Origin of the sequence: Jiella endophytica (genome assembly GCF_004519335.1) — a bacterium.
Classification (GTDB): domain Bacteria; phylum Pseudomonadota; class Alphaproteobacteria; order Rhizobiales; family Rhizobiaceae; genus Jiella; species Jiella endophytica.
Map to the genome: position 1 here is coordinate 49,569 of NZ_SOZD01000002.1, position 24,825 is coordinate 74,393.

The 24,825-nt window shown below is 65.8% G+C and carries 23 protein-coding genes and 3 tRNA genes; 11 read left to right on the forward strand and 15 right to left on the reverse strand.

Going from position 1 to position 24,825, the window contains the following annotated elements:
* Positions 1-42: 42 nt before the first annotated feature.
* The 5 genes from E3C22_RS05335 to E3C22_RS05355 all read right to left on the reverse strand — a co-directional run bounded on the left by E3C22_RS05335 (position 43) and on the right by E3C22_RS05355 (position 5,581).
* The gene (locus E3C22_RS05335) at positions 43-1,737 is read right to left on the reverse strand and encodes an ABC transporter substrate-binding protein (protein ID WP_134760991.1); all 1,695 of its coding nucleotides are present in this window, start codon (positions 1,735-1,737) and stop codon (positions 43-45) included.
* An 82-nt stretch (positions 1,738-1,819) separates the two neighbouring features.
* Positions 1,820-2,713: a proline iminopeptidase-family hydrolase gene (locus E3C22_RS05340; protein ID WP_134760992.1), complete on the reverse strand. Its 894-nt coding sequence runs from the start codon at positions 2,711-2,713 to the stop codon at positions 1,820-1,822.
* A gap of 43 nt (positions 2,714-2,756) precedes the next feature.
* Positions 2,757-3,350, reverse strand: a complete 594-nt coding sequence (locus E3C22_RS05345) for an ANTAR domain-containing response regulator (protein ID WP_134760993.1) — start codon at positions 3,348-3,350, stop codon at positions 2,757-2,759.
* Positions 3,347-4,552, reverse strand: coding sequence for a transporter substrate-binding protein (locus E3C22_RS05350; protein WP_134760994.1), 1,206 nt, complete (start codon positions 4,550-4,552; stop codon positions 3,347-3,349). The genes E3C22_RS05345 and E3C22_RS05350 overlap by 4 nt, the downstream gene beginning before the upstream one ends.
* A gap of 114 nt (positions 4,553-4,666) precedes the next feature.
* Positions 4,667-5,581 carry a LysR family transcriptional regulator gene (locus E3C22_RS05355; protein ID WP_134760995.1) on the reverse strand — a complete coding sequence of 305 codons (915 nt, stop codon included), beginning with the start codon at positions 5,579-5,581 and terminating at the stop codon, positions 4,667-4,669.
* 125 nt (positions 5,582-5,706) lie between these two features.
* Between E3C22_RS05355 and E3C22_RS05360 the strand changes: the two genes are divergently transcribed.
* From E3C22_RS05360 to E3C22_RS05370, 3 genes are read left to right on the forward strand one after another with little or no spacing between them, the layout of a single operon-like run.
* Positions 5,707-6,102, forward strand: a complete 396-nt coding sequence (locus tag E3C22_RS05360; protein ID WP_134760996.1) for a (R)-mandelonitrile lyase — start codon at positions 5,707-5,709, stop codon at positions 6,100-6,102.
* Between the two features lie 48 nt (positions 6,103-6,150).
* A complete protein-coding gene (locus E3C22_RS05365) occupies positions 6,151-6,879 on the forward strand; it encodes an SDR family oxidoreductase (protein ID WP_245514804.1) in 729 nt (242 codons plus the stop codon).
* Between the two features lie 34 nt (positions 6,880-6,913).
* On the forward strand, positions 6,914-7,141 hold the full coding sequence (locus E3C22_RS05370; protein ID WP_134760998.1) for a tautomerase family protein: 228 nt from the start codon (positions 6,914-6,916) through the stop codon (positions 7,139-7,141).
* A 140-nt stretch (positions 7,142-7,281) separates the two neighbouring features.
* Here E3C22_RS05370 and E3C22_RS05375 read toward each other — a convergent pair.
* A tRNA-Leu gene (locus E3C22_RS05375) sits at positions 7,282-7,367 on the reverse strand.
* Between the two features lie 418 nt (positions 7,368-7,785).
* Here E3C22_RS05375 and E3C22_RS05380 point away from each other — a divergent pair.
* On the forward strand, positions 7,786-8,367 hold the full coding sequence (locus E3C22_RS05380; RefSeq protein ID WP_134760999.1) for a YqaA family protein: 582 nt from the start codon (positions 7,786-7,788) through the stop codon (positions 8,365-8,367).
* 11 nt (positions 8,368-8,378) lie between these two features.
* The gene (locus E3C22_RS05385) at positions 8,379-8,912 is read left to right on the forward strand and encodes a disulfide bond formation protein B (protein WP_134761000.1); all 534 of its coding nucleotides are present in this window, start codon (positions 8,379-8,381) and stop codon (positions 8,910-8,912) included.
* A 27-nt stretch (positions 8,913-8,939) separates the two neighbouring features.
* Here the strand turns inward: E3C22_RS05385 and E3C22_RS05390 are convergent, their stop codons facing one another.
* From E3C22_RS05390 to E3C22_RS05400, 3 genes are all read right to left on the reverse strand, one after another.
* A complete protein-coding gene (locus tag E3C22_RS05390) occupies positions 8,940-10,172 on the reverse strand; it encodes a DUF3095 domain-containing protein (protein WP_134761001.1) in 1,233 nt (410 codons plus the stop codon).
* A gap of 108 nt (positions 10,173-10,280) precedes the next feature.
* The gene (locus tag E3C22_RS05395) at positions 10,281-11,114 is read right to left on the reverse strand and encodes a 3-deoxy-manno-octulosonate cytidylyltransferase (RefSeq protein ID WP_134761002.1); all 834 of its coding nucleotides are present in this window, start codon (positions 11,112-11,114) and stop codon (positions 10,281-10,283) included.
* Positions 11,115-11,203: 89 nt separating this feature from the next.
* A complete protein-coding gene (locus tag E3C22_RS05400) occupies positions 11,204-11,893 on the reverse strand; it encodes a glycosyltransferase family protein (protein WP_134761003.1) in 690 nt (229 codons plus the stop codon).
* 373 nt (positions 11,894-12,266) lie between these two features.
* On the opposite strand from E3C22_RS05400, the gene E3C22_RS05405 reads away from it, so the two are divergent.
* The 5 genes from E3C22_RS05405 to E3C22_RS05420 all read left to right on the forward strand — a co-directional run bounded on the left by E3C22_RS05405 (position 12,267) and on the right by E3C22_RS05420 (position 16,568).
* The gene (locus E3C22_RS05405) at positions 12,267-13,160 is read left to right on the forward strand and encodes a hypothetical protein (protein ID WP_134761004.1); all 894 of its coding nucleotides are present in this window, start codon (positions 12,267-12,269) and stop codon (positions 13,158-13,160) included.
* Between the two features lie 7 nt (positions 13,161-13,167).
* Positions 13,168-13,830: a hypothetical protein gene (locus E3C22_RS24405; RefSeq protein WP_167591649.1), complete on the forward strand. Its 663-nt coding sequence runs from the start codon at positions 13,168-13,170 to the stop codon at positions 13,828-13,830.
* Positions 13,827-14,822, forward strand: coding sequence for a mitochondrial fission ELM1 family protein (locus tag E3C22_RS24410; RefSeq protein ID WP_167591650.1), 996 nt, complete (start codon positions 13,827-13,829; stop codon positions 14,820-14,822). The genes E3C22_RS24405 and E3C22_RS24410 overlap by 4 nt, the downstream gene beginning before the upstream one ends.
* A gap of 44 nt (positions 14,823-14,866) precedes the next feature.
* A complete protein-coding gene (locus E3C22_RS05415) occupies positions 14,867-15,556 on the forward strand; it encodes a hypothetical protein (RefSeq protein ID WP_134761006.1) in 690 nt (229 codons plus the stop codon).
* A 61-nt stretch (positions 15,557-15,617) separates the two neighbouring features.
* On the forward strand, positions 15,618-16,568 hold the full coding sequence (locus E3C22_RS05420) for a mitochondrial fission ELM1 family protein (protein ID WP_167591651.1): 951 nt from the start codon (positions 15,618-15,620) through the stop codon (positions 16,566-16,568).
* A 616-nt stretch (positions 16,569-17,184) separates the two neighbouring features.
* On the opposite strand, the gene tuf is transcribed toward E3C22_RS05420, so the two are convergent.
* The 5 genes from tuf to E3C22_RS05450 all read right to left on the reverse strand — a co-directional run bounded on the left by tuf (position 17,185) and on the right by E3C22_RS05450 (position 21,277).
* The gene (gene tuf, locus E3C22_RS05430; RefSeq protein WP_134761008.1) at positions 17,185-18,360 is read right to left on the reverse strand and encodes an elongation factor Tu; all 1,176 of its coding nucleotides are present in this window, start codon (positions 18,358-18,360) and stop codon (positions 17,185-17,187) included.
* Between the two features lie 183 nt (positions 18,361-18,543).
* Positions 18,544-19,800, reverse strand: coding sequence for a DUF5996 family protein (locus E3C22_RS05435; protein ID WP_134761009.1), 1,257 nt, complete (start codon positions 19,798-19,800; stop codon positions 18,544-18,546).
* A gap of 55 nt (positions 19,801-19,855) precedes the next feature.
* A complete protein-coding gene (locus E3C22_RS05440; RefSeq protein ID WP_134761010.1) occupies positions 19,856-20,791 on the reverse strand; it encodes a pirin family protein in 936 nt (311 codons plus the stop codon).
* A gap of 289 nt (positions 20,792-21,080) precedes the next feature.
* A tRNA-Gly gene (locus E3C22_RS05445) sits at positions 21,081-21,154 on the reverse strand.
* 38 nt (positions 21,155-21,192) lie between these two features.
* Positions 21,193-21,277, reverse strand: a tRNA-Tyr gene (locus tag E3C22_RS05450).
* A 187-nt stretch (positions 21,278-21,464) separates the two neighbouring features.
* On the opposite strand from E3C22_RS05450, the gene E3C22_RS05455 reads away from it, so the two are divergent.
* Positions 21,465-22,322, forward strand: coding sequence for a TrmH family RNA methyltransferase (locus E3C22_RS05455; protein WP_134761011.1), 858 nt, complete (start codon positions 21,465-21,467; stop codon positions 22,320-22,322).
* Positions 22,323-22,342: 20 nt separating this feature from the next.
* On the opposite strand, the gene E3C22_RS05460 is transcribed toward E3C22_RS05455, so the two are convergent.
* Positions 22,343-24,544 carry a methyl-accepting chemotaxis protein gene (locus E3C22_RS05460; RefSeq protein WP_134761012.1) on the reverse strand — a complete coding sequence of 734 codons (2,202 nt, stop codon included), beginning with the start codon at positions 24,542-24,544 and terminating at the stop codon, positions 22,343-22,345.
* Positions 24,545-24,825 lie beyond the last annotated feature (281 nt).

The window sequence follows — 24,825 nt, forward strand, 5'->3', positions numbered from 1 at the left end:
CGGGACTCAAATGTCGAATGCGCTCCACTCCACTTGATCGTCTCACTGCACCCAGGACTGGTCGATGACCCAGCGGAACTGGTTGGAGAAGATGAAATTGCCGACCCGCTTCGAGGTGAAGTCGACATTCTTCGGGGTGAACAGCGGCGCCACCGGCGCCTGTTCCATGAACGCCTTGTCGAGCTTCGCCCACATCTCGTTGGCGGCGTCGGGATCCGTCACGGCCGTCTGCATGGCATCTGCCATCTGCTTGTCGAGATCCTTGTTGCAGTAGCCGGCGATGTTGATCGAGGAGTCGCTGCCGGGAGTGAAGGAGGCGCAGGACAGGAGCACGTTGAGGAAGTTCGAGGCCTGCGGATAATCCATGAACCACTGCGACACCGAAATCTGCACCTTGTTGTCGGTGTTCTGGATGTAGGTGAACTGGATGTTCGGCGAGATCGCCTGCATCGTGGCGTTATAGCCGAGCTCCGACAGGACGCTCTGCAGATAGGTGCCGACGGCGCGGGACGTCGCGGTGTCTTCCGCAACGACGGTCACCTTCTGGCCGGCGGTGCCGCTTTCCTCGACGAGCTGCTTGGCCTTTTCCATGTCGGGCGCCGACCAGCTGGTGCCGGGGTCCTTCGAATAGAGGCAGCTGTCGACATGGCCGGGGAAGTCCGGCGGCAGGATCTGGCAGGTCGGCTGGGCGAGCACCGGGCCGCCATAGATGTTGACGAGGGCATTCCTGTCGATGGCGAAGTTCACCGCCTGGCGCACCTTCACATTGTCGAACGGAGCCAGATTGGTGTTCATCGGCGCATACCAGAAGGCCGCCAGCGGATTGACGTGAACCTGGTCGGCATATTGCGTGCCGAGTTCGTTGAGACGGTCGGCCGGCGGCGGATCGAACATCCAGTCGACCTGGCCGTTCTGGATGGCATTGATCGCCGATTCTTCCTTCATGCCGAAGCGGTAGACGATCTCGTCGGGAAAGCCCTGGGGCTGGGCCTCGACGCTCCACTCCTCGAAATGCGGATTGCGCTTCAGGACCATCTTGTCGTTGGGATCGTAGCTCTCGATCATGTAGGCGCCGGTGCCCGGGATGAAGGAGGTGCCCGCATCCGTCGCCGGGGTGCCGGCCGGCAGGATCGTCGCATGGGGGACGGCGAGCTTGTCGAAGAATTCGGAGTCCGGCTGCATCAGATGGAAGGAGATCGTGCCGGCATCCTCGTCGGCGACGATGCCGCCGTCCAGCGTGCAGTTCTCGGCATCGGCAAGGCACTTATCGGCGCCGACGATGTTGTTGTAGAAGCTGCCCGAGGTCGGGCCGTGGATCTTGAAGATCCGCTGGAAGGAGGCGACGACGTCTTTCGTCGTCACGTCGGAGCCGTCGGCGAACTTGATGCCCTTGCGCAGCTTGAAGACATAGGTCTTGCCGCCATCCTGGGGCTCCGGAATGGCCTCGGCGAGGTCCGGGACGATCTCGAAGCCCTCGGACCGCGAGGCCTGCTTGAACTTGACCAGACCGTCATAGGTCATCTGGAAGATCTGCCAGAACTCAGCGGTGTAGTTGACCTGCGGGTCGATCGTTCCGGCGGCGGAGACCGCCGAGAGGATCATCGTTCCGCCGCTGTGCTCTTCGAGCAGCGATTTCCGGTCCTGTGCCGAGGCGACCCCCGCAAGCGCGGTCTGGGCGAGAAGCCCGGCGGCGAGGAGGGTCGACGTGATTTTCAGACGCTGAAGCGTTGCGCTCATGCTTGCCGTTCCTGTTGGTGGGGTTTCGAAGTGGCGGGCGCGGCGGCGATCGACGCCACACCCGTGGTTTCGGGCGCGGCGTTCAACCGGCCTTCTCGTCGAGAAAGGCCGAGACCGCCGCCATGCAGGCCGCACGCTCCTCCACATGCGGCATGTGCGAGGAGGCGCCAAACACCGTCCAGCGCACGTCGGGGATCTCTTCCAGATACGGCGTGACGCAGGCCTGGGTCGCTTCGTCGTGGCGCCCGGAGACGAGATAGACCGGAACGTCGATCGTCCCGAGCCGGCCCACGATAGACCAGTCCTTCATCGAGCCGACGACGTGGAATTCGTTCGGACCGTTCATGGTGAAATAGACGGTCGGATCTGAGGCGATCTGGTCGAAGGTGTACTGGACCTTTGGCGGCATCGGCACGATGCGGCAGACATGGTTGCGATTGAAGACGTCGGTCGCCGCCTGGTATTCCTCGCTCTCGGTGGTGCCGGCCGTCTCGTGCTTCAGCAGCGTCTCGTGGACACCGCCGGGAAGCGCCTCGCGCAGCCGGTTCGCCTCGGCGACCCAGGTTTTCATCGCGGCCGGGGAGTTGGCGATGACGAGGGCCTTCAGCCCCGCCGGCCGGTCGACGGCGAACTCTGCGCCGAGCATGCCGCCCCAGGACTGGCCGAGCACGCAATAGCTCTGACGAATGCCGAGATGATCGATCAGATTGTGCAGTTCGGCCTTGAAGAAGTCGACGGTCCAGAAGTCCGCCCCCTTCTGCGGCAGATGGGTGGATCGGCCGTTGCCGACCTGGTCGTAGTGGATGACCGCCCGGCCGCTTGTCGCGACGTCCTTGTAGGAATCGACATAATCGTGGGTGCAGCCCGGGCCGCCATGGACGACGACGAGCGGCGGTTTGCCTGAGTTGAGGTCGCCGGTGATGCGGTACCATGTCCGATACTCGCCATAGGGCGCGAACCCTTCCGTTGCTGACACCTGATCGTCTCCTTTTCTGTCCCTGCGTCCAGGCGCCGACGGCTCATGCCCCGCGGCGGCTGGCCGGCGCGTCGTCCCGGCAGATCGTTTCGGCCGCTTCCTCGATCGTCATGCGCCAGGTCATCGCGATGCTGCGCAGCGTCTTCATCGCGGCAGCCTCGTCGCGCTCGCCGCCCTGCATCAGCCTGAGCACCGCCCCGACCACCGCCGGCCGCTGCTGCAGCCGATCCTCGAGATGGCGGATGTCGTCGCTCTTGCGGCGCACGACGCCATGGCTGTGGGCCGCGACGAGCAGCGCCGAATAGGCGCCGGAGGACCCGATCGGCTTCAAAAGATGCGCGGTGGAGCCTTGCGACAGCGCCCATTCGATGCGGCCCGGCGCTTCCGTTCCGACGAGGGCGATCATCGGCATCGGCGCAAGGCCTGCGGTCCAGGGGAACTGGCCGTCGTGGCCGCTGTCGGCATCGAAGAAGACGACGTCGGCGCCCGCATCGGCCTCGTCGAGCTGCGGCCAGACGAGCCGGGCATCGATGTGCAGCATGGCGAGCTGGCGCATCAGCGCGTCGACCGATGGATGCGGCCGATGCAGGATCACGGCCTGCCAGCCGGCGAGTTCGAGGCGCTTGAAACCGCTCATTTCACCACCCTCAGACCCCTGGCAAGCGATGCGGGTTGCGCCTGTGCCGCCGATCGCGGCGTCAGTGCGGCGCGCGCCGCGGCCCCGGCGAGATAGGGATCGGCCGCGACAGGGCCGGTGCCCCTGCCGGCCGTATCCTCCAGAAGATGGAACCGTCCGTCGGCCCCGGCCCGCGCCAGATGGGGCGTCAGGCCGGCATGGTGGGTTCGTGGATCGACGCTGAGGTCGCCGAGCGGCGTCTCGAACCGGCGCGAGGTGACGATCTCGCGTACCAAGGCCGGGTCGTCGCCGCCTGCCTCGGCGATGGCGGTGCCGAGCACCAGCACCGCCGAATAGGCGGCGGCGAAACAGGACGAGATCGCCTTGCCGTCTCCCAGCCGCTCGGCCATCCGGCCCTTGAAGGCCTGGTTCCCGGCCGTGTCGAGCGCATCAAGATAGGTCGAGGTGGTGATATGCCCGTCCGCTGCTCGCCCGAGCACTGTGAGGTCGCAATCGGTCGCGTTGCAGGAAACGACGGGGCGGTTTTCCGGCCGGAAGGCGTCGTCCTCGAGGCCGAGGGCGTGATAGGCCCGCAGGAACGCGTGCAGGCTCTCGCCCACGAGATTGGAGAGGATGAAGTCCGGCCTCTCCTGGCGGATTTCGGCGATCAGGTGGCCACAGGCGGTATGGCCGAGAGGCAGATAGCGGTCACCGAGCAGCGCGCCACCCTTCGCCTCGACGAGTTCGCGGGCGATCCGGGCGATTTCCCAGCCCCAGATGTAGTTGGAGCCGACGACGAAGGGCTTCGCCCCGTAGCGGGGAAGCAGATAGTCGAACAGCGGCAGCAGATGCTGGTTCGGACAGGCGCCGAAATAGAGCGCGTGCTCGCTCGCCTCGTAGCCTTCATAGGGAAAGGCGTACCAGAGCAGCGCGTCATGGCGCTCCACCACCGGGACGATCTCCTTGCGCGCCGAGGAGGTGATCGCACCGACGACGTGGCGGGAGCCGTCGCGGATGGCGCGCTCGGCGAGTTCCGCATAGCGCCGGTCATGCCCCTTCGGATTGGCAAGGACCGGACGCAGGCGCACGCCGAGATCCGCCCGTCCGTTGATCTCGGCGATCCCGGCAAGCGCCCCGGCGACGGCTTCCCGGCCGAGATCCGCATAGGGTCCGGCGGCGGAAAACAGCAAGGTGACCGGAATGGCCGAAACTCTCGAGGACAACGCAAATTCCCCGCCTGAACACAAAAAGCCCCGCGACGTCCAGGAGACGTCCAACGGGGCTCACTTGCCGCTCGGCCCGCTGAGGGCCTCATCTGCCCTCACTTTAGGCAGGGTCTAAATAGTAGTCAATGCCTCATGTCGAGCAGCGCGTAGCGCCTCGACCATCAAGGCGAAGGCGGGCGATTGCTGGCGGCGGCTCGGATAATAGAGGTGATAGCCGGAAAATGGCTCACACCAGTCTTCCAGTACGCGAAGGAGCTGACCACTCTCGAGATATGGCTCAACCTCGGTTTCCGGAACATAGGCGAGACCGATGCCGTCTAGCGCTGCCCGGACCAGAAGAGCGACACTGTTGAAGACGGCTTGACCATCCACGCGCACGCGCATCTCGCGACCGTTCTTGTCGAATTCCCACGCGTAGAGCCCGCCATGCGTCGGCAGGCGGAGATTGATACAGGAATGCGCGGTCAACTCCTCCGGCACGGTGGGGCGCGCCCTCTCTGCAAAATAACCGGGGCTGCCGACGACCGCCATCCGCATGGGCGGCGCGATGGGTACCGCGATCATGTCCTTGGCCACCAGTTCGACGTTGCGCACCCCGGCATCGTACCGCCCCGACACGATGTCGGTGAGACCGAAGTCGATGACGATCTCCACCTTGATGTCGGGATATCGCGGAAGGAAGCGCGCGAGTGCCGGCCAGAGGACCCGGTTGGCGGCATGCTCGTCGGCAGTGATCCGGATCGCACCCGCCGGTCTTTCGCGCAGTTCGTTCAACGCCGAGAGTTCGGCTTCGATCTCGTCCAGACGCGTTCCGAGGGTTTTCGCGAGGCGCTCGCCAGCTTCCGTGGGAGCGACGCTTCGCGTCGTTCGCGTCAGCAGGCGCAGACCAAGTCGCGTCTCCAGATTGCGAATCGTCTGGCTGAGCGCCGACTGCGTCACGCCGAGTTTCGCCGCGGCCTTGGTGAAGCTGCGTTCGCGCGCCACGGCGAGAAAGGCCGCGAGGTCGTTCAGGTTTTCGGCCAACATTGATTAGCCCTGCTAATGGGTCCAATCAGATTATACGGGCTAATCGTGCCTGGCGAAACCAACTATCTCCATTGCCGACAGCGCCACCGAACTGGACGCGGCAATCGACGAGATGGAGTTTCTCGATGGATATCAAACGCAACGGCTCGCAACCCTCTGGCAAAGCTCCGGACGACTACTTCACGGGCACCGTGCGCATCGACCCTTTGATGAGCCCGCCGGAACCGGCGCGCGTAGCGAGCGCCATGGTCACCTTCGAGCCCGGTGCACGCACCGCCTGGCATACCCACCCGCTGGGCCAGACCCTGATCGTCACCTTCGGCTGCGGCCGGATCCAGCGTGAAGGCGGACCGATCGAAGACATCCATGCAGGTGACGTCGTCTACTTCGAGCCGGGAGAAAAGCACTGGCACGGTGCCGCCCCGACCACGGCGATGACGCATATCGCCATTCAGGAGAAGCTCAACGGCTCGCCGGTGGAATGGATGGAGAAGGTCACTGACGAACAGTATGGCGCATAGGCGCTGCCACCAGACCATCGGGAATTTGCGATCATGATCAAAGACAAAGTGGTGATCATCACCGGAGCGTCCTCGGGCATCGGCGAAGCGGCGGCAAAACGGCTCGCCAAGGAGGGCGCCAAGGTCGTCCTCGGCGCGCGACGTCGGGACAGACTCGCGAAAATCGCCGGGGCAATCGTTGAGGCTGGCGGCGAGGCCGTCTTTCAGGAAATGGACGTCACGCGACAGTCCGACAACGACGAAATCGTCAGATTGGCCAAGGAGACGTTCGGGGGCGTCGACGCGATCTTTCTCAATGCCGGCCTGATGCCGAGTTCGCCGGTTTCCGCGCTGAAGACCGATGAGTGGAACCGGATGGTGGACGTCAACATCAAGGGAGTCCTCAACGGCGTGGCGGCGGTCCTGCCGACTTTCATCGAGCAGAAATCGGGACAGGTGATCGCGACATCGTCGGTTGCCGGGCTGAAAGCCTACCCGAATGGCGCCGTCTACGGCGGGACGAAATGGTTCGTGCGCGAATTCATGGAAGTTCTTCGCATGGAGTCAGCCATGGAAGGGACGAACATCCGCACGGCAACGATCTATCCCGCCGCGATCAGGACAGAACTCCTGGACACGATCACCGACGGACAGGCTGCCGAGGCGATGCACGGCCTCTACGAAAAATTCGGCATCTCGCCGGAACGGATCGCAGATGTCGTAGCCTTTGCTCTCGATCTGCCGGAAGATACGACCGTCAACGAGTTCACGGTCGGGCCGGCGAACCAGCCCTGGTGAAGCCCGGCCACCGCTCTTAAAAAAGGAAAACCACATGCCGCATGTCGTCGTGAAACTCTGGCCTGGCAAATCCGAGGATCAAAAGACCGAACTGGCGGAGGCCATCACGCGGCAGGTCACGAGCATCCTGAACTGCGGAGTGGATTCCGTCTCCGTCGGCTTCGAAGAGGTCCGTTCCGACGACTGGCGCGAGATGGTCTACGAGCCGGACATCATCGGCAAGGATGCCTCGCTCTACAAAAAGCCCGGCTATCGAATGTGACGGCAAGAATTTCATGGCACGGTCGGGGAGGAAGCACGAGGCTCCCGCCCGCTCGGAACGCGTTACCGAAGGCCCATGAGGCCGTTCGAAAAAATCCCTGCGTTTCGACGGCACGGCCCGCCATGCTTGCATTGTGAAAATGGTGCGGGTGGTCGGACTCGAACCGACACTCTGTCACCAGAAACGGATTTTGAGTCCGTCGCGTCTACCATTCCGCCACACCCGCAGTTTGCCCGGCAAAGCGCCGGGCGACGTGACGATCGCGCCCGCCTCAATGGCACAAGCGCCGCCTCGCCGTAAAGACGGCCACGAACGATATCGCGGGCGAGCTTTCGCCCTTGGTCTTTCGGCGCGGTCGCTCGTCTCGTTCCTGCAGCGATGGGATGCTCCGTCCGGTCCGCGCAATGCAGGTGCTTCGTGCCGTCGTTCCGACGAAGAGTGCTTTCCGCTCCTCTTAAGGCGGACTACATCGCACCGCCTCGCGATGCCGACCCTCGCCCGGATCTTTGACGGCTTGCCTCTTCCCGATTGAGTGAACGGCCCTGCCCGGCATGCGGCGCGGGATTGCGCTCGCGCCGACTTCGGCCTAAGCGCATCCGGCCCGCCTTGCATCGTCCCACCGCCAGAGCCCGGACCGATCATCCATGCTGCGCCGCCTCTACGACTGGGTCATGTCGCTTGCCGCCACCCGCCATGCCGAAACCGCGCTCGGTGCCGTGGCCTTCGTCGAGAGTTCGGTATTTCCGATCCCGCCGGATGCGCTGATCATCCCGATGGTGATCGCCGAGCGGAGGAAGTGGATCCGCATCGCGCTGATCTCGACCATCGGCTCCGTTCTCGGCGCCTTTCTCGGCTACGCGATCGGCGCGCTGTTCTTCGACGCGGTCGGACAGCCGATCCTCAGCTTCTACGGCAAGGCCGAGGCGTTCCAGAAACTGGCGGCGCGCTACAATGCCTGGGGCGGCTGGGCGGTGCTGGTCGCGGCGCTGACGCCGTTCCCCTACAAGGTGATCACCATCTTCTCCGGCGTCACCGGGCTGAACCTTCTCGTCTTCACCCTCGTCTCGATCGTCGGCCGCGGCGCGCGCTTCTTCCTCGTCGCCTTCCTGCTCAATCGCTACGGACCGCCGATCAGGGGCTTCATCGAGAAGAATCTCGGTCTTCTCTTCACCCTCTTCATGATCCTGCTGATCGGCGGTTTCGTCGTGATCCGCTACCTGATGTGAGGCACCGGCCAATGGCTGTTTCCGATCTCGTCCGCCGGCCGACCGGCTTTCGCCAGGTGCTCGCCTCCGGCTTCCTCCTCGCCGGCATGGCGGTCACCGTCGGCTCGGCGCTCTTGTTCCAGTATGTCGGCGGCTACATCCCCTGCGCGTTGTGTCTCACCGAGCGCATTCCCTATTATGTCGGCGTGCCGATCGCCCTCGTTGCCCTCGTGCTGGCGGCCGGCCGCGCGCCGGCGCCGATCACCCGCGGGCTGATCTTCCTCGTCGGCCTGATCATGCTGGTGTCGCTGGGGCTGGCCGTCTATCACGCTGGCGTCGAGTGGCACTTCTGGCCGGGGCCGACGGGCTGCGCCCAGGTCGGCGGCGGCGACCTTTCCTCAGGCGACCTCCTCGCCGACATCGACGCGGTGCATCCGCCCTCCTGCGACGAGGCGGCGGGCCGCTTCCTCGGCCTTTCCTTCGCCGGCTGGAACGCCATCGCCTCGGCGCTCTTTGCGGCCATCGCCCTTCGCTCGGCCTTCGCCAGGGCCGACCGCTTCGCCTGACGGCAAGGCGCGCACGCCGGGCAGCCGTCAGCCGGCGACCGCTTCCCGCCCGCGCTTCTTCAGCGCCATCGCGGCGGCGGCGGCATAGCCGCCCATCGCGCCGTCGACGAAGTGGACGTGATCGGAGCGGCTGGCGGTCGGCACGAAACACGTCATCAGCGCCGCGCTCTGCCGATGCAGCCCGGCATGGACGATGCCGTCTGCTTCGGCGCGCGCCAGCCGCTCTGCAATCGCGTCGGCGACGGCATCCGAACAGTCGAGGGTCAGCCTCAGCCCGTCGTCGAACTTGCGGAAATCGGTATTGCGCACGAGCTGCGAGCGGTAGCGCGCCGGCTCGAAGCCGCCGACCCTGAGGCCGAGGACGAAGGTCAGATGGGCCAGCAGCGAGCGGATCGCGACGATTACCGTCGACAGCCATAAAGCCCTCCCGACGCGCGCTGCGGCCGTGCGCGCCTCGAGCATCAGCCCGGCCGTCGGCCAGCGCTGCTTCGGCCCCTCCTCCGGCACCGGCCTGCCGGCGTCGGCGGCGGTTGCGGCAAGCGCCAGAATGTCGCCTGCAACGGCGGAAAAGCGCGCCGGGGCGACGGTCTCCGCCGGAAAGGCGATGAGCGAGAGGATCACGCCGTGCCGCGCCTCGATCGGCGAGAAGCGGCAGGAAAGGCCCGTGAGATCCGGCCGCGCGGCGTCTCCTGCCGCTGGATCGAGCCGGTACTCGCCGGCCTTCATCCGGGCTTCGGCAAAGGCGACGCCGCCGCCGGAAAACATCGTGTAGGCGACGTCCGGCGAGGCGGCAAAGCGCGCCACGCTGACCTCGCGACCCCGCTCGCGGATCGTTTCGACCGACAGGAGCGCGGTGCGCAGGTGAAAGCCGAAGGCATCGCGCGCCCAGCCGGCGACGCCTGTGAGCGCCTCACGGGCGACCGCGGCATGGTCCGGCGGCAGCGCGAAGCTCGCCCCGTCGCCGGCAAAGACGAAAGGAAAGTCGCCGCCGCCGATCCGGTTGGCGACGGCCGCGATCACCGCCGCGGCGACGGTGTTCACCGCCTTGTAGCGCCCCTCGCCGATCGCCTCGGTGGAGCGCTCGATATCGGCAAGCCCCACCAGCCAGCCTTCCGGCAGCGGGTGATAGACCGCCGGGTCGGCGAGACGGGCAAAATCGGTCTCGACCGGCAGGCCGTCGAAGAAGGCGAGCGTCTGGTCCTTGCGGCCGTCGTCACGCCCCGGCCGATGCGTCGCGCCGATGTCGCTGCCGTCGTCCATCACCGCCCGCTCCCCTCCCGCTGGCTTGGCCGATATCGAGGATACCTCCAGATACGTCCTTGCCACGGGATCGCGACGTGACGATTGCGTGAAGGAGGGGCTGCTCTGTCACTTCCTCGTTTCGGCGAGCTTCGCCTTGCGGGTCTTCGGCTTCAGCCGGCGCAGGAAGCCATCGATGCCGGTCAGCGGCTTGACGACCGAGAACAGCCGGTCGACCGAGCGGTTGGTGCCTTCCTGCCTCGCCGCCAGAACCTCGCAGGCGACCAGCGCGATCTCCTCGCGATCGACGCCCGGAAACCGCGCGGCGATGGCATCGAGCGGCGTGGGCGACGTCGTCCCCGTCGTCTCGATGCGCCCGGAGCGGGCCATCAGCCGCAAGACGATCTGTTCGAAGGTCCAGTCGTGGTCGTGGAAGAGCTTCCAGCGGTCGGAGCGCTCGGCCGAAAAGCCTGCGAGAACGACCCTCGCATCGGGACAGGCCTCAGTGAGCCACAGCGCCAGCGCGAAACCGGTGGTCGGCGCGTAGTCCGGCGGGTAGAAGCCGGCGAAATGCTCCGACAGGTCGAGATGACCGACCGGCCGGTCGCCGAACTCCGCCGCCTCGCTCAGCCGCTCGGCGGGAATGGCCTTGATGTTCAGGATGCCGTTGAATTTCGGTCCGGGAAAATGGCTGCAGACCGCCTCGACTTCCCGGCGATGGACGATGTTGGCGCCGGCCGGGCTCGACCGGGCGACCAGAAGGCTGTCGCCGTCGAAGGGCCCCGACAGAACCTTGTAGACCTTGTTGAAGAAGACGAAGAGCACGCGGTCGGGATAGGCCTTGCGCAATGCCGCGACATCGGCGGCCTCGCTGTTGGCGACGAGAAGGATGGTCGCGAAGCGCGAGAAGAAGCCGGCCCAGCCGGCCGCGTCCTCCGGCAGCGCTTTCGTCTCTTGCGGCATGAAAGGTCCTCACATGCGAAGCCGGCCGCGCGTCACGCGGCCGGCGAGAGGGATCAGGATCTGCGGTGCCGGTCCGCGGCCGGACGCAGTCAGGCCCGCTGCTGGACGAACAGCGTGCGCTCGCGCGCAGCGAACCATTCGTCGGCATAGTCGCAGTCCTTGTAGTCCTCGAAATACGGCCCACCATCGGTGAAATGGACGTTCTTCGCGTTCGGATTGTAGTCGTATTCGTTGACCAGCCAGTTCCATTCCCTCGGCAGCTCGCCGATCAGATCGTCGTTCTCCAGCCACTTGAACTGGTGGAGCTGCAGCCCGGTGGCGCTGTTCACATAGTCCTGCGTCAGCGCGCGGCACTTGGCGTTGTTGAACAGGATGACGCTCGACCAGTTCTTCTTCTCGTATTTCGTCTGGGTCTGGCCGAGGAATTTCGTCTCGATCTTCGGCACGTAGTCGTGCTTGACGCACATCGCGGCGTAGCGGTCGTCGCGCAGCTTCCAAAGTTCGGAAATGTCGGCGCGCAGCATCATGTCGCAATCCATGAACAGGCTCCAGCCCTCGAAGTTCGAGAGCGCCGGCACCAGGAAGCGCGAGAAGGAAAATTCGGTGGACTGCAGATTGTTGCGCTCGCGGGTGAAGATCCCCTCCAGGTTCTTTAGAACGATTGGAGAAAACTCCACCGGCATCGAAGAATTTTCCAGAATGCTCTGGGCGAGCACATGGTAGGCGACCACCTCCTTGGTGTCGAAGCCGATGAAGACGCGGGCGGTATCGATGGACATTGCGATCTTTCCTTTCCGTTTGCGCATGCTCTAGCAAGAAGCGGGCGCCACTTGAAGCCGGACTTAGCAACTGGGCGTCCGTTGAAAGTGGCAGGCTCGCGGCGGCGCGTGACGAATGGTTTCAAGAGCCCGATTTCCGCCGGGGTCCTTGCGCCAGATCAAGCCGGCCGATGGCGCGCAGTTTTCTTTGATGCTAGGGCGACGGGCGCGCCGCCTCACCGGGTTGCGAGCCGCGCCGCTGCCCAGGATGCGCCCGGCATCTGTCGGGGGAGAGAGCTGCCGGACGGCAGCCTAAGATGAGCCCAGGCCCGGAATGAGGGCCAGAATCTGCGGGTGTCGGCGATCGGCCGGCGCGGCCGCTCGGGAGCCGTGAATGGATCTGTCGCCGCCGGTCGTCATCAGGAAGAAGCGTCACTCGCCGCTGATGCGCTGGCGAATCGAGCGGGCGACCTCCCGGGCCATGGCGAAGGAGACGGCATATCGCCGGGAGTTCGACGCCTTTCGCCAGAGCCTTCAGGGCACTCTTTCATCCACGGATGGCTCAACGGTTCTGCTCGCCGCCTGCAACGAGCTCTATTATTGGGAATTCGCCCGGACGTTCCTGCGCTCCATCGAGGCGATCGGCTCGCCCGAGCGCTTCCATCTGCATCTCTGCGAACCCTCGCCGGAGGCCCTCGCCGACATTGAAGCACTGGCATCCTCGCTGTCGACGGTCGAGCTCACCTTCACCTATGACGATGGCGCGTTCGCGAAGCTTCCGGCCTATCCGACGATCTATTATGCCGCCGTGCGATTCCTTGTTGCACCGCTGATCCTTTCTGCCACCCGCTCGAGCGTCCTCTGCCTCGATGTCGACGGCATCGCACGCGCGCCGGTCAGCCCGGCCTTCGAGGCGATTGCCGGCGAGGAGGACGTCCGGCTGATCAAGCGGCCGGGGGAAAAGTCGGTCCGCCGCGTTCTGGCAAGCGCCCTGGCGATCCGGCCAAGCGAGGCCGGCATTCGCTTTGCCGATCGGCTCGGCCGGGCGATCGCCGCGATCCTGTCGATGCATCCGCGCTACCATGTCGACCAGATCGCCATCGTGCGCATCGTCGAGGCGATGGAAGCCAAGGGTGAACTGTCGACAGCGCAGATGCCGCTCTCCTTCGCCGATCACGAATTCGGCGAGGATTCGGCGATCTGGACCGCCAAGAGCTGGCAGCGCAAGAATTCCGAAGCTTTCGTCCATGCCAAGGGTGCGGTAAACGGCGCCTTCGACAACAGCTAGCGTCCCGATGTCAGCACCGCATTTGTCACAGTTCGTCGCCACCCACAGGAAATGGCTGAAGCCCTTGGGCATCCTGGAAAAGCCCTGGCTGATCCTCGGCTCCGCGCCGGAGCCGACGGTTCCCGGAGCCATCTTCGACACCCATGCCCGGATCGACATCAACAATGCCGGCCGCACCGCCCAGGCGATGGGCTACGGCAGGGCCGACCTCACCGTGCGTGCCAAGAAGAAGTCCTGGGAAGAGCATCGCCACACCGACACCCGGCTTCTCCTGTGGATCCACACCGTTCCGACCCTCGTCCTGCCGCTGCTCCTGATCGGCAAGCCCTACGACCATATCGGCAAGGTCAAGCCCCTGCGCCGGCGCGACCGCGAACAGGTGGTGCTGGAGGTCAGCGGCGTCTCGCTGGATGCGATCGGCGACCTCGGCAAGGTGACCAACGGCGTCGCCATGGCCTGCTACGGGCTGCTGCTCGGCGTGCCGGAGATCGTCCTCTCCGGCATTTCGCTTTCCAAGGTCGGGCATTCCTACGACGAGCTCGGCCGCCGGCGCCGGCAGGTCGACGAAGACCGCGCCGTCCTCACCGCCCTTGCGAGCGACCGAAGGCTTGCGACCAGCGAAGCCGACCTCGCCGCCGAATCGGGCATCCGCCTGTGGAGCGCTCCGTGACGCCGCCCGACGCTCAACCGCGGTTCCATGTCTGGACGGTCAGCGAGACCAAGGCCGGCACGCTGACCCAGTGCCTCGGCGTCGCGCGCTTCATCGATCCCGAGCCGCACGTCATCACCGTGCGCAAGGAATTTCGCTGGCTGAAGCCGACGATCTCGCACTTTCGCGATCTTCTCACCCGCCGCCAGCCCGACGTCATCATCTCCTGCGGCGGCAAGGCGCTCAGCCACACGATGCTGATCGCAAGGCTCTGCCGAAAACGGCCGCTCACCGTCCATCTTGCAGGGCCGCAGCCCGCCTATGAGGACCGCTACGACCTTGCCTTCGTGTCGCGCCACGACTGGACGCCGGAGCGCGAGAAGAAGCCTCATCTGCATCCGGTGATCGGCGTGCCGCACCGGGTCGATCCGGAGGAAATGGCCGAGCGCCGCCCCTCGGCCCGCGCCCGCCTTGCACCCGGCAATGCCCGCATCGCCACCATTCTCGTTGGCGGCCCGAACAAGGCCTATCTCTATGACGAGGCCACCATCGACAGGCTGGTCGCGGCGATCCGCGACCTTGCCGCCGGCGGCTGGACAGTGCTGGTCTCCACGTCGCGCCGTTCGCCCGCCTCGCTGCAGGAGCGGCTCGCGGCGATCGGCGACGAGAAGATCGTGATCTGGGACCGGAAGGGCGACAATCCGTTTCGCGACTATCTCGCCGCGGCCGACGCGCTGATCGTCACGAAGGATTCAGTGACGATGCTCTGCGAGGCACTGGCGACGGGCAAGCCGGTCTACGCCTTCGACCTCGCCCACCGTCCGGCCAATCCGCATCTGGACAAGTTCGAGCGCTATCACGCCGACATGTCGGAGACCCTTGGCCTGACCCGGCGCTTTGCGGGCTCGCTCGAGCCTTATGACTATACGCCTCCCGAGGAAGCAAAGCGGATCGCGGCGATGGTCACGCAGCGCCTCACCGAAAGGGCCGCAGGCCGGGAGAAGCGTCCGTGAGCAAGGCACATCGCCCAGCCGGCTCAGACGAGGAAAGGTCGGCCATGGCCGTTGCCGAAGCGCCCGCCAAGTTGCAGGCCGAAAAGCCCTATCGGCGAGTCCTCGAACTCCAGAGAAAATGGCTGCGTGGGCACGGGCTCCTCGACCGGCCCTGGTTCATTCTCGGCGCAGCGCCCAGTCCGGCGATCCCGGAGACCCTCCCGGCCGACGTCGTGCATGTCCACGTCAAATATTCCGGTCATTCGGCCAAGCGGCTGGGGCTGCCGCCCGGCGACATCACCTTCCTGACCCACAAGGCGACGGAGCAGCATCTCGACGGCCTCGAGATCCGCAACATTCTCCGGCTGCGCCGCCGCCTGCCGCATCCCGTGCTGATCGGCCGGTGGTTCGGCATGGCCGGCTCTGACGAGACGACGATCACCCACACCGAGCGCGACCGGTTCTTCGTCAAGACCCTCGGCTCGCTGTTTCCCTCCGGCGGACGCGACCAGCGGCCGTCGAACGGCGTCGCGATGATCACCTATGCGCTGGCCGTCGGTGTGCCGCGGATCATCGTCGCGGGAATCTCCGTCGACCGGGATGGTCACGCCTACAACGCCAATGCCAAGCCCCGCCGCCACAAGGAAGAAGACAAGGCGGCGCTGAGCAAGATCGCCGCCATCGCGCCGCAGGTCGAGACAACCGAGCAGGCGCTGAGCGAGGTGACCGGCATCCCGCTCTATCGCGCCTCCTGAAACCTCCGACCTTCACCACCTGCTCCGGCCAGCGGTCGGCGACATACGGCAAGGAATGACAATGGCCCTGCGCGCCTGGACGGTCTGCGATCCGAAGGCCGGAACGCTCACCCAGAGTCTCGGCGTTGCCCGGCAGTTCGATCCGGAGCCGCACCGCGTGCTCCTCGACGGCTGGCTGCCGAAGTGGCGCCGCGGCCTGTTCTCTCCCTATCGCCGGATCGAAAAGCCCGAACCGGATCTCATCGTCTCCTGCGGCAGCATCGCGCCCCGCCATGTCTTCGCCATCGCCGAGGCCTGCAGGAAGCGGCCCTTCCTCGTCCACCTGCAGCCCTACGAAGGCAGCGGGCGGGACCGCTACGACCTCGTCTTCGCCGGGCGTCACGACCTCAGACGGATCGAGAACCCGCCCGCCAACTATCGCGAGATGCTCGGCGCGCCGCACCAGATATCGGCAGCGATGCTAAAAGCGCTGCGCCCGGCCGCGCGGGCGCGCTGGGCACCGTCGGGTGGACCGGTGGTCACGGTACTCGTCGGCGGGCCGACCAAGGCCTACGACTACGGCGAAGAAAGGATCGAGGCGCTGCTCTCGGCGATCCGGGGCTTTTCGGCGGAAGGCCGGACCGTCCTCGCCTCGCCCTCGCGCCGGACCCCCGAGGCGCTTCTCGACCGGCTGCTGTCGGCGCGGGACGACGGCATCACCGTCTGGGACCGCACCGGCGACAACCCCTACAAGGAATTCGTCGCCGCGGCCGACGCCTTTCTCGTCACGAGAGATTCGGTGACCATGCCGAGCGAGGTCGCAACCACGGGCAGGCCGGTCTTCATCTTCGACCTTGCCGCGGTTCCGGGCGAGAAGTTCGAGGAGTTCGAGTGGTTCCACCGGGATCTGTCGGAGACTTTGGGGCTGACGCGGCCGTTCGAGGGCCGGCTCTACGACTATGCCTACGAGGCGCCGGACGAATCGCGGCGCATCGCCGGGATTATCCGCGAAGAGATGGCAATGCAGGGGTGATTGGCGGGCGTTTCGCGTTTTGGAGCGTTCTTCGCGTCTATGTCCCGCCCTTCGCGCCCCCCTCTGCCCTGCCGGGCATCTCCCCCTCAAGGGGGGAGATCGGCGATTGTGCCGCCGACGCTCGACCTTCCGACCGTCGCTGCGGGGTGAAAGCGTTACCAACTCTGGCAAAAGCCGATGGGCGGGATCGATCTCCCCCCTTGAGGGGGAGATGTCCGGCAGGACAGAGGGGGGTGATCGACAGCCGCAAGCGGTCGATCGAAGGTCGGCGATACCGAAGCGGCCCGACGTCCCCAACATGAAAACGGGCCCCGTAGGGCCCGTTCGCGTCTCTCTCAAATGCCGTCGGCGCTGATCGGCACTCGCGCCCGACCGATCCTTACTCGACGATCGCGGCGACGATGCCGGCGCCGCCACGCGAAAACGGGCCCCGAAGGGCCCGCTCACGTCTCTCTCAAATGCCGTCGGCGCTGATCGGCACTCGCGCTCGACCGTCCTTACTCGACGATCGCGGCGACGATGCCGGCGCCGCCACGCGAAAACGGGCCCCGTAGGGCCCGTCCGCGTCTCTCTCAAATGCCGTCGGCGCTGATCGGCACTCGCGCCCGACCGATCCTTACTCGACGATCGCGGCGACGATGCCGGCGCCGACGGTGCGGCCACCTTCACGGATCGCGAAGCGCAGGCGCTCTTCCATGGCAATCGGCACGATCAGCGTCACGTCCATCGTCACGTTGTCGCCCGGCATCACCATCTCGGTGCCCTCGGGCAGCGTGCAGACGCCGGTCACGTCCGTCGTGCGGAAGTAGAACTGCGGCCGGTAGTTGGTGAAGAACGGCGTGTGGCGGCCGCCCTCCTCCTTGGTCAGGATGTAGGCCTCGGCCTTGAACTTGGTGTGCGGCTTCACCGAACCCGGCTTGCACAGCACCTGGCCGCGCTCGACGCCGTCACGGTCGACGCCGCGGATCAGAGCGCCGATGTTGTCGCCGGCCTGGCCCTGGTCGAGCAGCTTGCGGAACATCTCGACACCGGTCACCGTCGTCTTCTTGGTGTCGCGGATGCCGACGATCTCGACTTCCTCGCCCACCTTGACGATGCCGCGCTCGACGCGGCCGGTCACCACCGTGCCGCGGCCGGAGATCGAGAAGACGTCCTCGATCGGCATCAGGAACGGCTGGTCGATCGGACGCTCGGGGGTCGGGATATAGGCGTCGACTTCCTTCATCAGCGCCCGCACCGCGTCCTCGCCGATCTCCTTATTGCTATCTTCGAGGGCGGCCAGCGCCGAGCCCTTGATGATCGGAATGTCGTCGCCCGGGAACTCGTAGGACGACAGCAGCTCGCGAACCTCGAGCTCGACCAGCTCGAGCAGTTCCTCGTCGTCGACCTGATCGACCTTGTTGAGGAACACGACGATCGCCGGAACGCCGACCTGGCGGGCGAGCAGGATGTGCTCTCTCGTCTGCGGCATCGGGCCGTCGGCCGCCGAGCAGACCAGGATCGCGCCGTCCATCTGCGCCGCGCCGGTGATCATGTTCTTCACGTAGTCGGCGTGGCCCGGGCAGTCGACATGGGCGTAGTGCCGGTTCTCGGTCTCGTATTCCACATGCGCCGTCGAGATCGTGATGCCGCGCGCCTTCTCCTCCGGCGCCGCGTCGATCTGGTCGTAGGCGCGGTACTCGCCGAAGAACTTGGTGATCGCCGCCGTCAGCGACGTCTTGCCGTGGTCGACGTGTCCGATCGTGCCGATGTTCACATGCGGCTTGTTACGCTCGAATTTGCTCTTGGCCATCGCCAGCTCCCAGTGCCGGAAGTAATTTCAGGTGCGCGCGACATAGAGGGTTGCGCGGTGCGACGCAAGAGCGTCGCCAGTGGCGCGCGTCGCGACGGGCCCTTAAACCGGTCCGGAGACCCGCTCGACCGGATCATGCGCTCTAACGCATTGCCAGCGCACGGCCGAGGCGGACGGGATGGCCTAGGACGATCGCTTGAGAACGTCCTGCCATTCCGGGTGGCGGCCGATCTGCGCCTTAGCGAAGGGGCAGAGCGGCAGGATGGCGACGCCGTCGCGCCGGGCATCCTCGACCGCCTGACGGACCAGCCGCTCGCCGACCTTGCGGCCGCGGAGCGCCGAGGGAACCTCCGTGTGGTCGATGATGATCAGCCCCTCGCCTGCGCGGCTGTAGGTCATCTCGGCCTCGATCCCGTCGACGACGAGGACATAGCGCCCCTTTGCCGGCCCGTCCTCGCGCTCGACCGTTGGCTCACCGATGGACGGCGTTTCTGCCTTGACCGCCGGGCGCGGCCTGCGGACCTTGCCCGGCACGCCGGCCTCGCATTCCAGCCGATCGCGATCCCACCCGCCAAGATCGGCCGCCGCCTCATAGGTCGAGACGAGGAAGGCCATCAGCGCCTTGTCGGGGTCGGCGGCTGACTGCACGGCCTCGTAGGGCAGCATGAATTCCGACAGCTCCTCGCTCCAGAAGGCGGCATCCGGGGCGACCGGCGCGGCCCTGAAGCCGCCGGGGGCGGGATAGGCATAGGCGTAGAAGGCCGGGTAGTCGATGCCACCGCCGCCAAGCCAGAAGCCGGCGGAGGAGACCTCCTGGTCATAGGCCTCCTGCGCGACATCGTCCGGCAGAGCGGGAATGCCGGCCGGATGAAGCGGCGCGGCCCGCCCCGAAAAGCGGGTGACGGCGAGGTCGAAGCTCCCCCAGAACAGATGCACCGGGCTCGCCTTGCCGAGGAAGGAGGTGCGGAATGCCTTGAAGACGCGATCGATGGAGATCAGCGCCTGATGAAAACGCTGAACCGCCTCCGCATCGTAGGGACGCTCGCGATGATCGTCGATGAACGGCACCGGAAACGCCACCTCATTCGGCACGCCGTTGAACACCGGCGTCCCGCCGAGGTCGGCGATCAGCCTGAGGACATCGGCGTGAAAGGCGGCGACCGTCGTCGGCCGCAGCGCGAAGGACGCTCTGCGGCCGTCGCCGCTCGTGCCGACGACGGCGTGGTCGTGCAGGTCGAAGAGGATCTCGATGCCGCTGGCGTCCGGGATCGGCGACGACGAGAGGCCCCGGGGCGTCACGTAGAAGGTCGCGTTCCAGGAATGGTTGAGCCAGGGCGCATGGGCGAGCCGATACTTGCCCACGACCTGAAGGTAGAGGTGGAGGGCAGACGCGGTCTCGCGCCATGCGAGGTAGTCGAGCTTCGGCCAGGCGGTGCTCATGGCAGGCGATCTCCGGGTTCTGCGATTTCGTCGGGTCGATCTGATTTGTCACGGCTCATCCCGGCAACGGGATGAACTCGTCCCTGTCGTCGGCGGGCAGGTCGAACCGGCCCCTGCCCCAGTCTGCGGCTCGCCAGGCCGCCTTGGCCTCTTCGATGCGCTCCTTCGAGGAGGCGACGAAGTTCCACCAGATATAGCGCGGGCCGGGCAGCGTCTCGCCGCCGAGGATCATCAGCCGCGCCCCCCGATCGCCGGCGGCGATCGTGATCCGGTCGCCGGGACGAAAGACCATCATCTGGCCTGCCGCGAAATCCTGGCCGGCGATCAGAACCGAGCCTTCGACGATGTAGAGACCGCGGTCCTCGTGCTCGTCCGGCAAAGGCAGCCGGCTGCCCGGGCCGAGCTTCACGTCGGCATAGAAGGTCTCGGAGAGCATTTCAGCAGGCGAGACCGCACCATAGGCGTTGCCGAGGATGAGGCGGACGGAGACGCCGGGCGCCTCGATGACCGGCAGCGCCGCCTTGCCGTGATGCTCGAAGGATGGCGCATCGTCCTCGTGGCTGTCCGGCAGGGCGATCCAGGTCTGGATCCCGAACAGGCTGTTCGGCCCGCTGCGCGCCGTCGCGGACGTGCGCTCCGAATGCGAGACCCCGCGCCCAGCGACCATCCAGTTGAGCTCGCCCGGCCGGATGATCTGGTCCGCGCCGGTGCTGTCGCGGTGGTGGAAGTCGCCACGGAAGAGGTAGGTGACGGTGCCGAGACCGATATGCGGATGCGGCCTGACGTCGACACCCTGCCCGGTCAGGAACTCCGCCGGACCCGCCTGATCGAAGAAGATGAAGGGCCCGACCATCTGCCGCTTCGGCGCCGGCAAAGCGCGGCGGACCTCGAAGCCGCCGAGATCGCGTGCCCGGGGGATGATGAGGGTTTCGATCGCGTCGAGGCCGACCCCGTCGGGGCAGCCGGGTTCGAGTGCGGGGTTCCAGCTCATGCGCCACATCCTCCTTTGCCAGACGGACGCCCGGGAGCTAGCCGAAGCAACCAGAGGCCGCTAGCTGCACGACCTGCCACGCTGTGTCGCCGAAAGCGGAACGCCCGGAGCAACGAACGTTGCAGCGGTCACCGGAAAGGCGGATCCTCGGCAAATTCTCGGCGGGCGGATGCTGACGGCCGTCGAGATGCTAACCCGAAAGATAGCAGGCACGGGCTGCGAGAACCATCGAACGCTCGGCACGACACGCACAACTCGATGAGAAACAGCAGCGATTTCAGTCAGTTGATGGAGCGGGTAGCGGGAATCGAACCCGCGTATTCAGCTTGGAAGGCTGCTGCTCTACCATTGAGCTATACCCGCGCAGTGCTGACACTACGCCGTCATGGGACGAAAAGCGATGGTGGAGGGGGCTGGATTCGAACCAGCGTAGGCTTAGCCAACGGATTTACAGTCCGTCTCCTTTAACCACTCGGACACCCCTCCGAACCGACGATGGCGCCCCATCGTCATTCGCATGATCCGGACGGGCGCTCGAAAACTGCGCCGCCCAGCATGTCCGTGCGGCCTTATGGAAAAAGCGCGGGCCGCTGTCAACGCCGTCAAAGGGTTCGGCACGGCGAAAATTTGCCGCCCTCTTTCGCTTTGCCATGGGCTCCGTTAAGCCGGCGCCATGACTGACGAGACCGCCGGAACGCCCAAGGACACCCACTACGCCAAGCTGCGCCGCGCCCACAGGGACGCCAAGCGCGCCCAGGCGGGCGAGGCTCCGCGCCGGCAAAAGGGCGAAACTGTCCCGGGCCGGGCCCCGGCCGCCGGCCGGATCTGGCTCTACGGCCTCCACACCGTCGCCGAGGCGCTGAAGAACCCCCGTCGGCGTCTCCATCGTCTCGTCGTCACGCGCAATGCGCTTTCCCGCCTCGGCATCAACGATGCCGCCCTTCCCTGCCCGTTCGAGATCGTCGAGCCGCGGGCGATCGACGCCGAACTCGGCTCGGACGCCGTCCATCAGGGCGTCGCGCTCGAGACCGAGCCGCTTGCGGCGAGCCGCCTCGGCGACCTCTCCGCGGCAAGCCTGGTGCTGGTGCTGGACCAGGTGACGGACCCGCACAATGTCGGGGCGATTCTTCGCTCGGCGACGGCATTTGCCGCAGACGCGGTGGTGACGACCGCCCGCCATTCGCCGCAGGAGTCCGGCGTCCTCGCCAAGGCAGCCTCGGGCGCGCTGGAACACGTCACCCAGATCGAGGTGAGGAACCTTGCCGAAGCCCTCGACGAACTGGCGGACCAGGGTTTTCTGACGGTCGGCCTCGATTCGGAAGGGCCCGAGAGCTTCGAGGCGAGCCTTGCCGGCGAGAAGCTCGCCATCGTCCTTGGCGCCGAGGGCAAGGGCCTTCGCCAGAAGACCCGGTCGACGGTCGGAAGGCTCGCCCGGCTGGAAATGCCGGGTGCGATCCACTCGCTCAACGTCTCCAACGCCGCCGCCATCGCACTCTATGCTGCAAGGCGGCATCTCGCACAGCCGGGCTGACGGCAGGCTGCCGAGATCTGTTAGGCCGCGCCGCGCAAGGGGACGACCTCGCCCTTGCCCTGTGCCTTCCGGCCAAGGGTGAAGCCCGACACCTTTTCATCCAGAAGCATGGACTGTTCGGCGAGATTGTTCGTCGCGGCGGTGGACTGTTCGACCATGGCGGCGTTCTGCTGGGTCGTCTGGTCCATCTGGGCGATCGCGTGACTGACCTCCGACAACGCCGTCGCCTGGGCGTGGGCCGAGGAAACGATCGCGTCCATCTCGTCCTTCAGGGAGGACACCTCACCGAGGATGCCGCCGAGGGCTTCGCCGGTCTGCCTCGACATCGAGACGCCGGTTTCCACCTCGCCCACGGACCGGGTGACGATCTCCTTGATCTGCCTTGCCGCATCGGCCGAGCGCTGGGCAAGTTCGCGCACTTCCTGGGCGACGACCGCAAAGCCCTTGCCGGCCTCTCCCGCCCGCGCCGCCTCGACGCCGGCATTGAGGGCGAGGAGATTGGTCTGAAAGGCGATCTCGTCGATCACGCCGACGAACCGCGTGACCTCCTGGGACGAGGTGGCGATGGCCTGGATCGCCGCGATCGTACTCTTCACGACATCGTTCGAGCGGCGGGTCTCGTTTGCCGTCCTCGAGACGATGCCGCCTGCCCGCTCGGCGCGCCTGGCGCTCTCCTCCACCGTATCGGAAACCTCGCCCAGGGCCGCGGCGGTCTCTTCCAGTGCCGCCGCCTGCTGCTCGCTCCTTCGTGCGAGATCGTTGGCAGCGACCCGCAGTTCGGAGGAATTGTTCTGCAGCGAGCCCGACACGTCGGCGACGACCGCCACCGCTTCTTCCAGAGCGGCAAGCGAGCGGTTGAAATTGTGCCGGAGCGGCTCGAAGACTTCGGCGAAGCGGGTCTCGATCCGATAGGTGAGATCCCCTTCCGACAAACGGGAGAGCGCCTTGCCGAGCTCGTCGACCGCCTGCATGGAGGCAGCCTGGGTCTTCGCCCGCTCCGCTTCCACGGCGGCGCGCCGGCGCTGATCTTCGGCCTGGCGTTCGGCCTCCTCCTCACGCTCCCGCCGCACCCGCTCCTCGGTTTGGACGATGATGTCGCGCACGGTGCGGGCCATGGTGCCGAATTCGTCGCCGCGGGAAGTGTCGACACCGGTCATGTCGGTGCGCCCTTGCAAAAGCGCGTTGAGGCCAGCGGTCAGAGACCGCAACGGAACGGTGATCGACCGGCTGAGGAACAGGGTGGCGGCGATCAGGACGAGCGCAGTCGCCGCCGCGATCCCCAGGAGCCAGACGAAAGATTCGAACGCCTCGTCACCGAGCTTGACCGCCACCGCCTCGATGCGATGGATCGTCTCGTCCGCCAGGGTCCTCATCATGTCGATCTGCCGGGTCGCGATCGCGAACCATTCGTCCGGCTCGTAGGGGGTGAGATCGCGGGAGAACCCGTCCTGCGTCAGGCTATGGCGAAGCTCCGCGACCGCACCACGCAGCGGCAGGATGCGACTGCGTGCGCTTTCGGCGATCGCGGCTGGCACGCCGTCCAGATAGAGGTTGAACAGCGCCGCTTCCTTTCCGCCAATTTCCGCGAAGGCAAAGAACTGCTCGGGCGTGAAGCGCCCCGAGGCGATGACCGCCGTGCCGATGCCCCGCTCCTGGGCCGCGAACTCTTTTGCCGCGAGCAGCAGGGTGAAGTCGGACAACGGGCCGGCAATCTTCGGTTCGTCCACCGCGTGGTGCAACGAGATCGCCAGAAGCGTCAGTTCGTGGATCAGCCGGGTATAAAAGGCGAAGACCTCGCCGCCATTCGCGGTGAAGCTGTCGACTGACGCTCGGGTCCCCTCGAGGCCCTCGTGGATCATCGGCTCGATCCTGCCCATCAGCGGCTTGGCATATTGATCGCCGATCTGCTCCAGAAGCGTTTCGGCGTGCTCGAACGGCTCGTGCGCCTCGTCGGTCGCCTTCCGCGCCTTGCCCATCGCCTCGGACATCCTGGCGCCGCGGCTGCCGATAAGGCCTGCCGTCGTGCCCCGTTCCGTCTGCAGAGACTGGATCAACGCGGCGACGATCTCGATCTCGTTGGTCGCGTCGCGCAGATTGTACATGTGGTGGTAGCGGACCCAGGAGGCCTGCATTTCGCTCCAACCCATCACCATCAGAACGGCGACTGGAACGATCAAAGCCCCCGTCAGCTTGACCACGACGGGCATATCCCTGAGACGCATTGTCTATTCCCACGAACGATCTGGCCTGCGCGCCGACGCAAGCTTCCGAGGAAACCTTATGCGCTATTCATTAATACAACCTAGACATTCAATTATATCAGTTTGATATTTATAATACCAAATCAAATCTGCAGCGAAGCTGGGCCAGCACGACGAACCCAGAGAAAATAAAACGAGCGCAGGCCAGCTCGAATCATTGGCAAGATACTCGATATGCCTCATTCGGATTTGGTCGATTTCGAAGATCCGAGTACGAAACGAAGGATCTGCCACTGGCATTC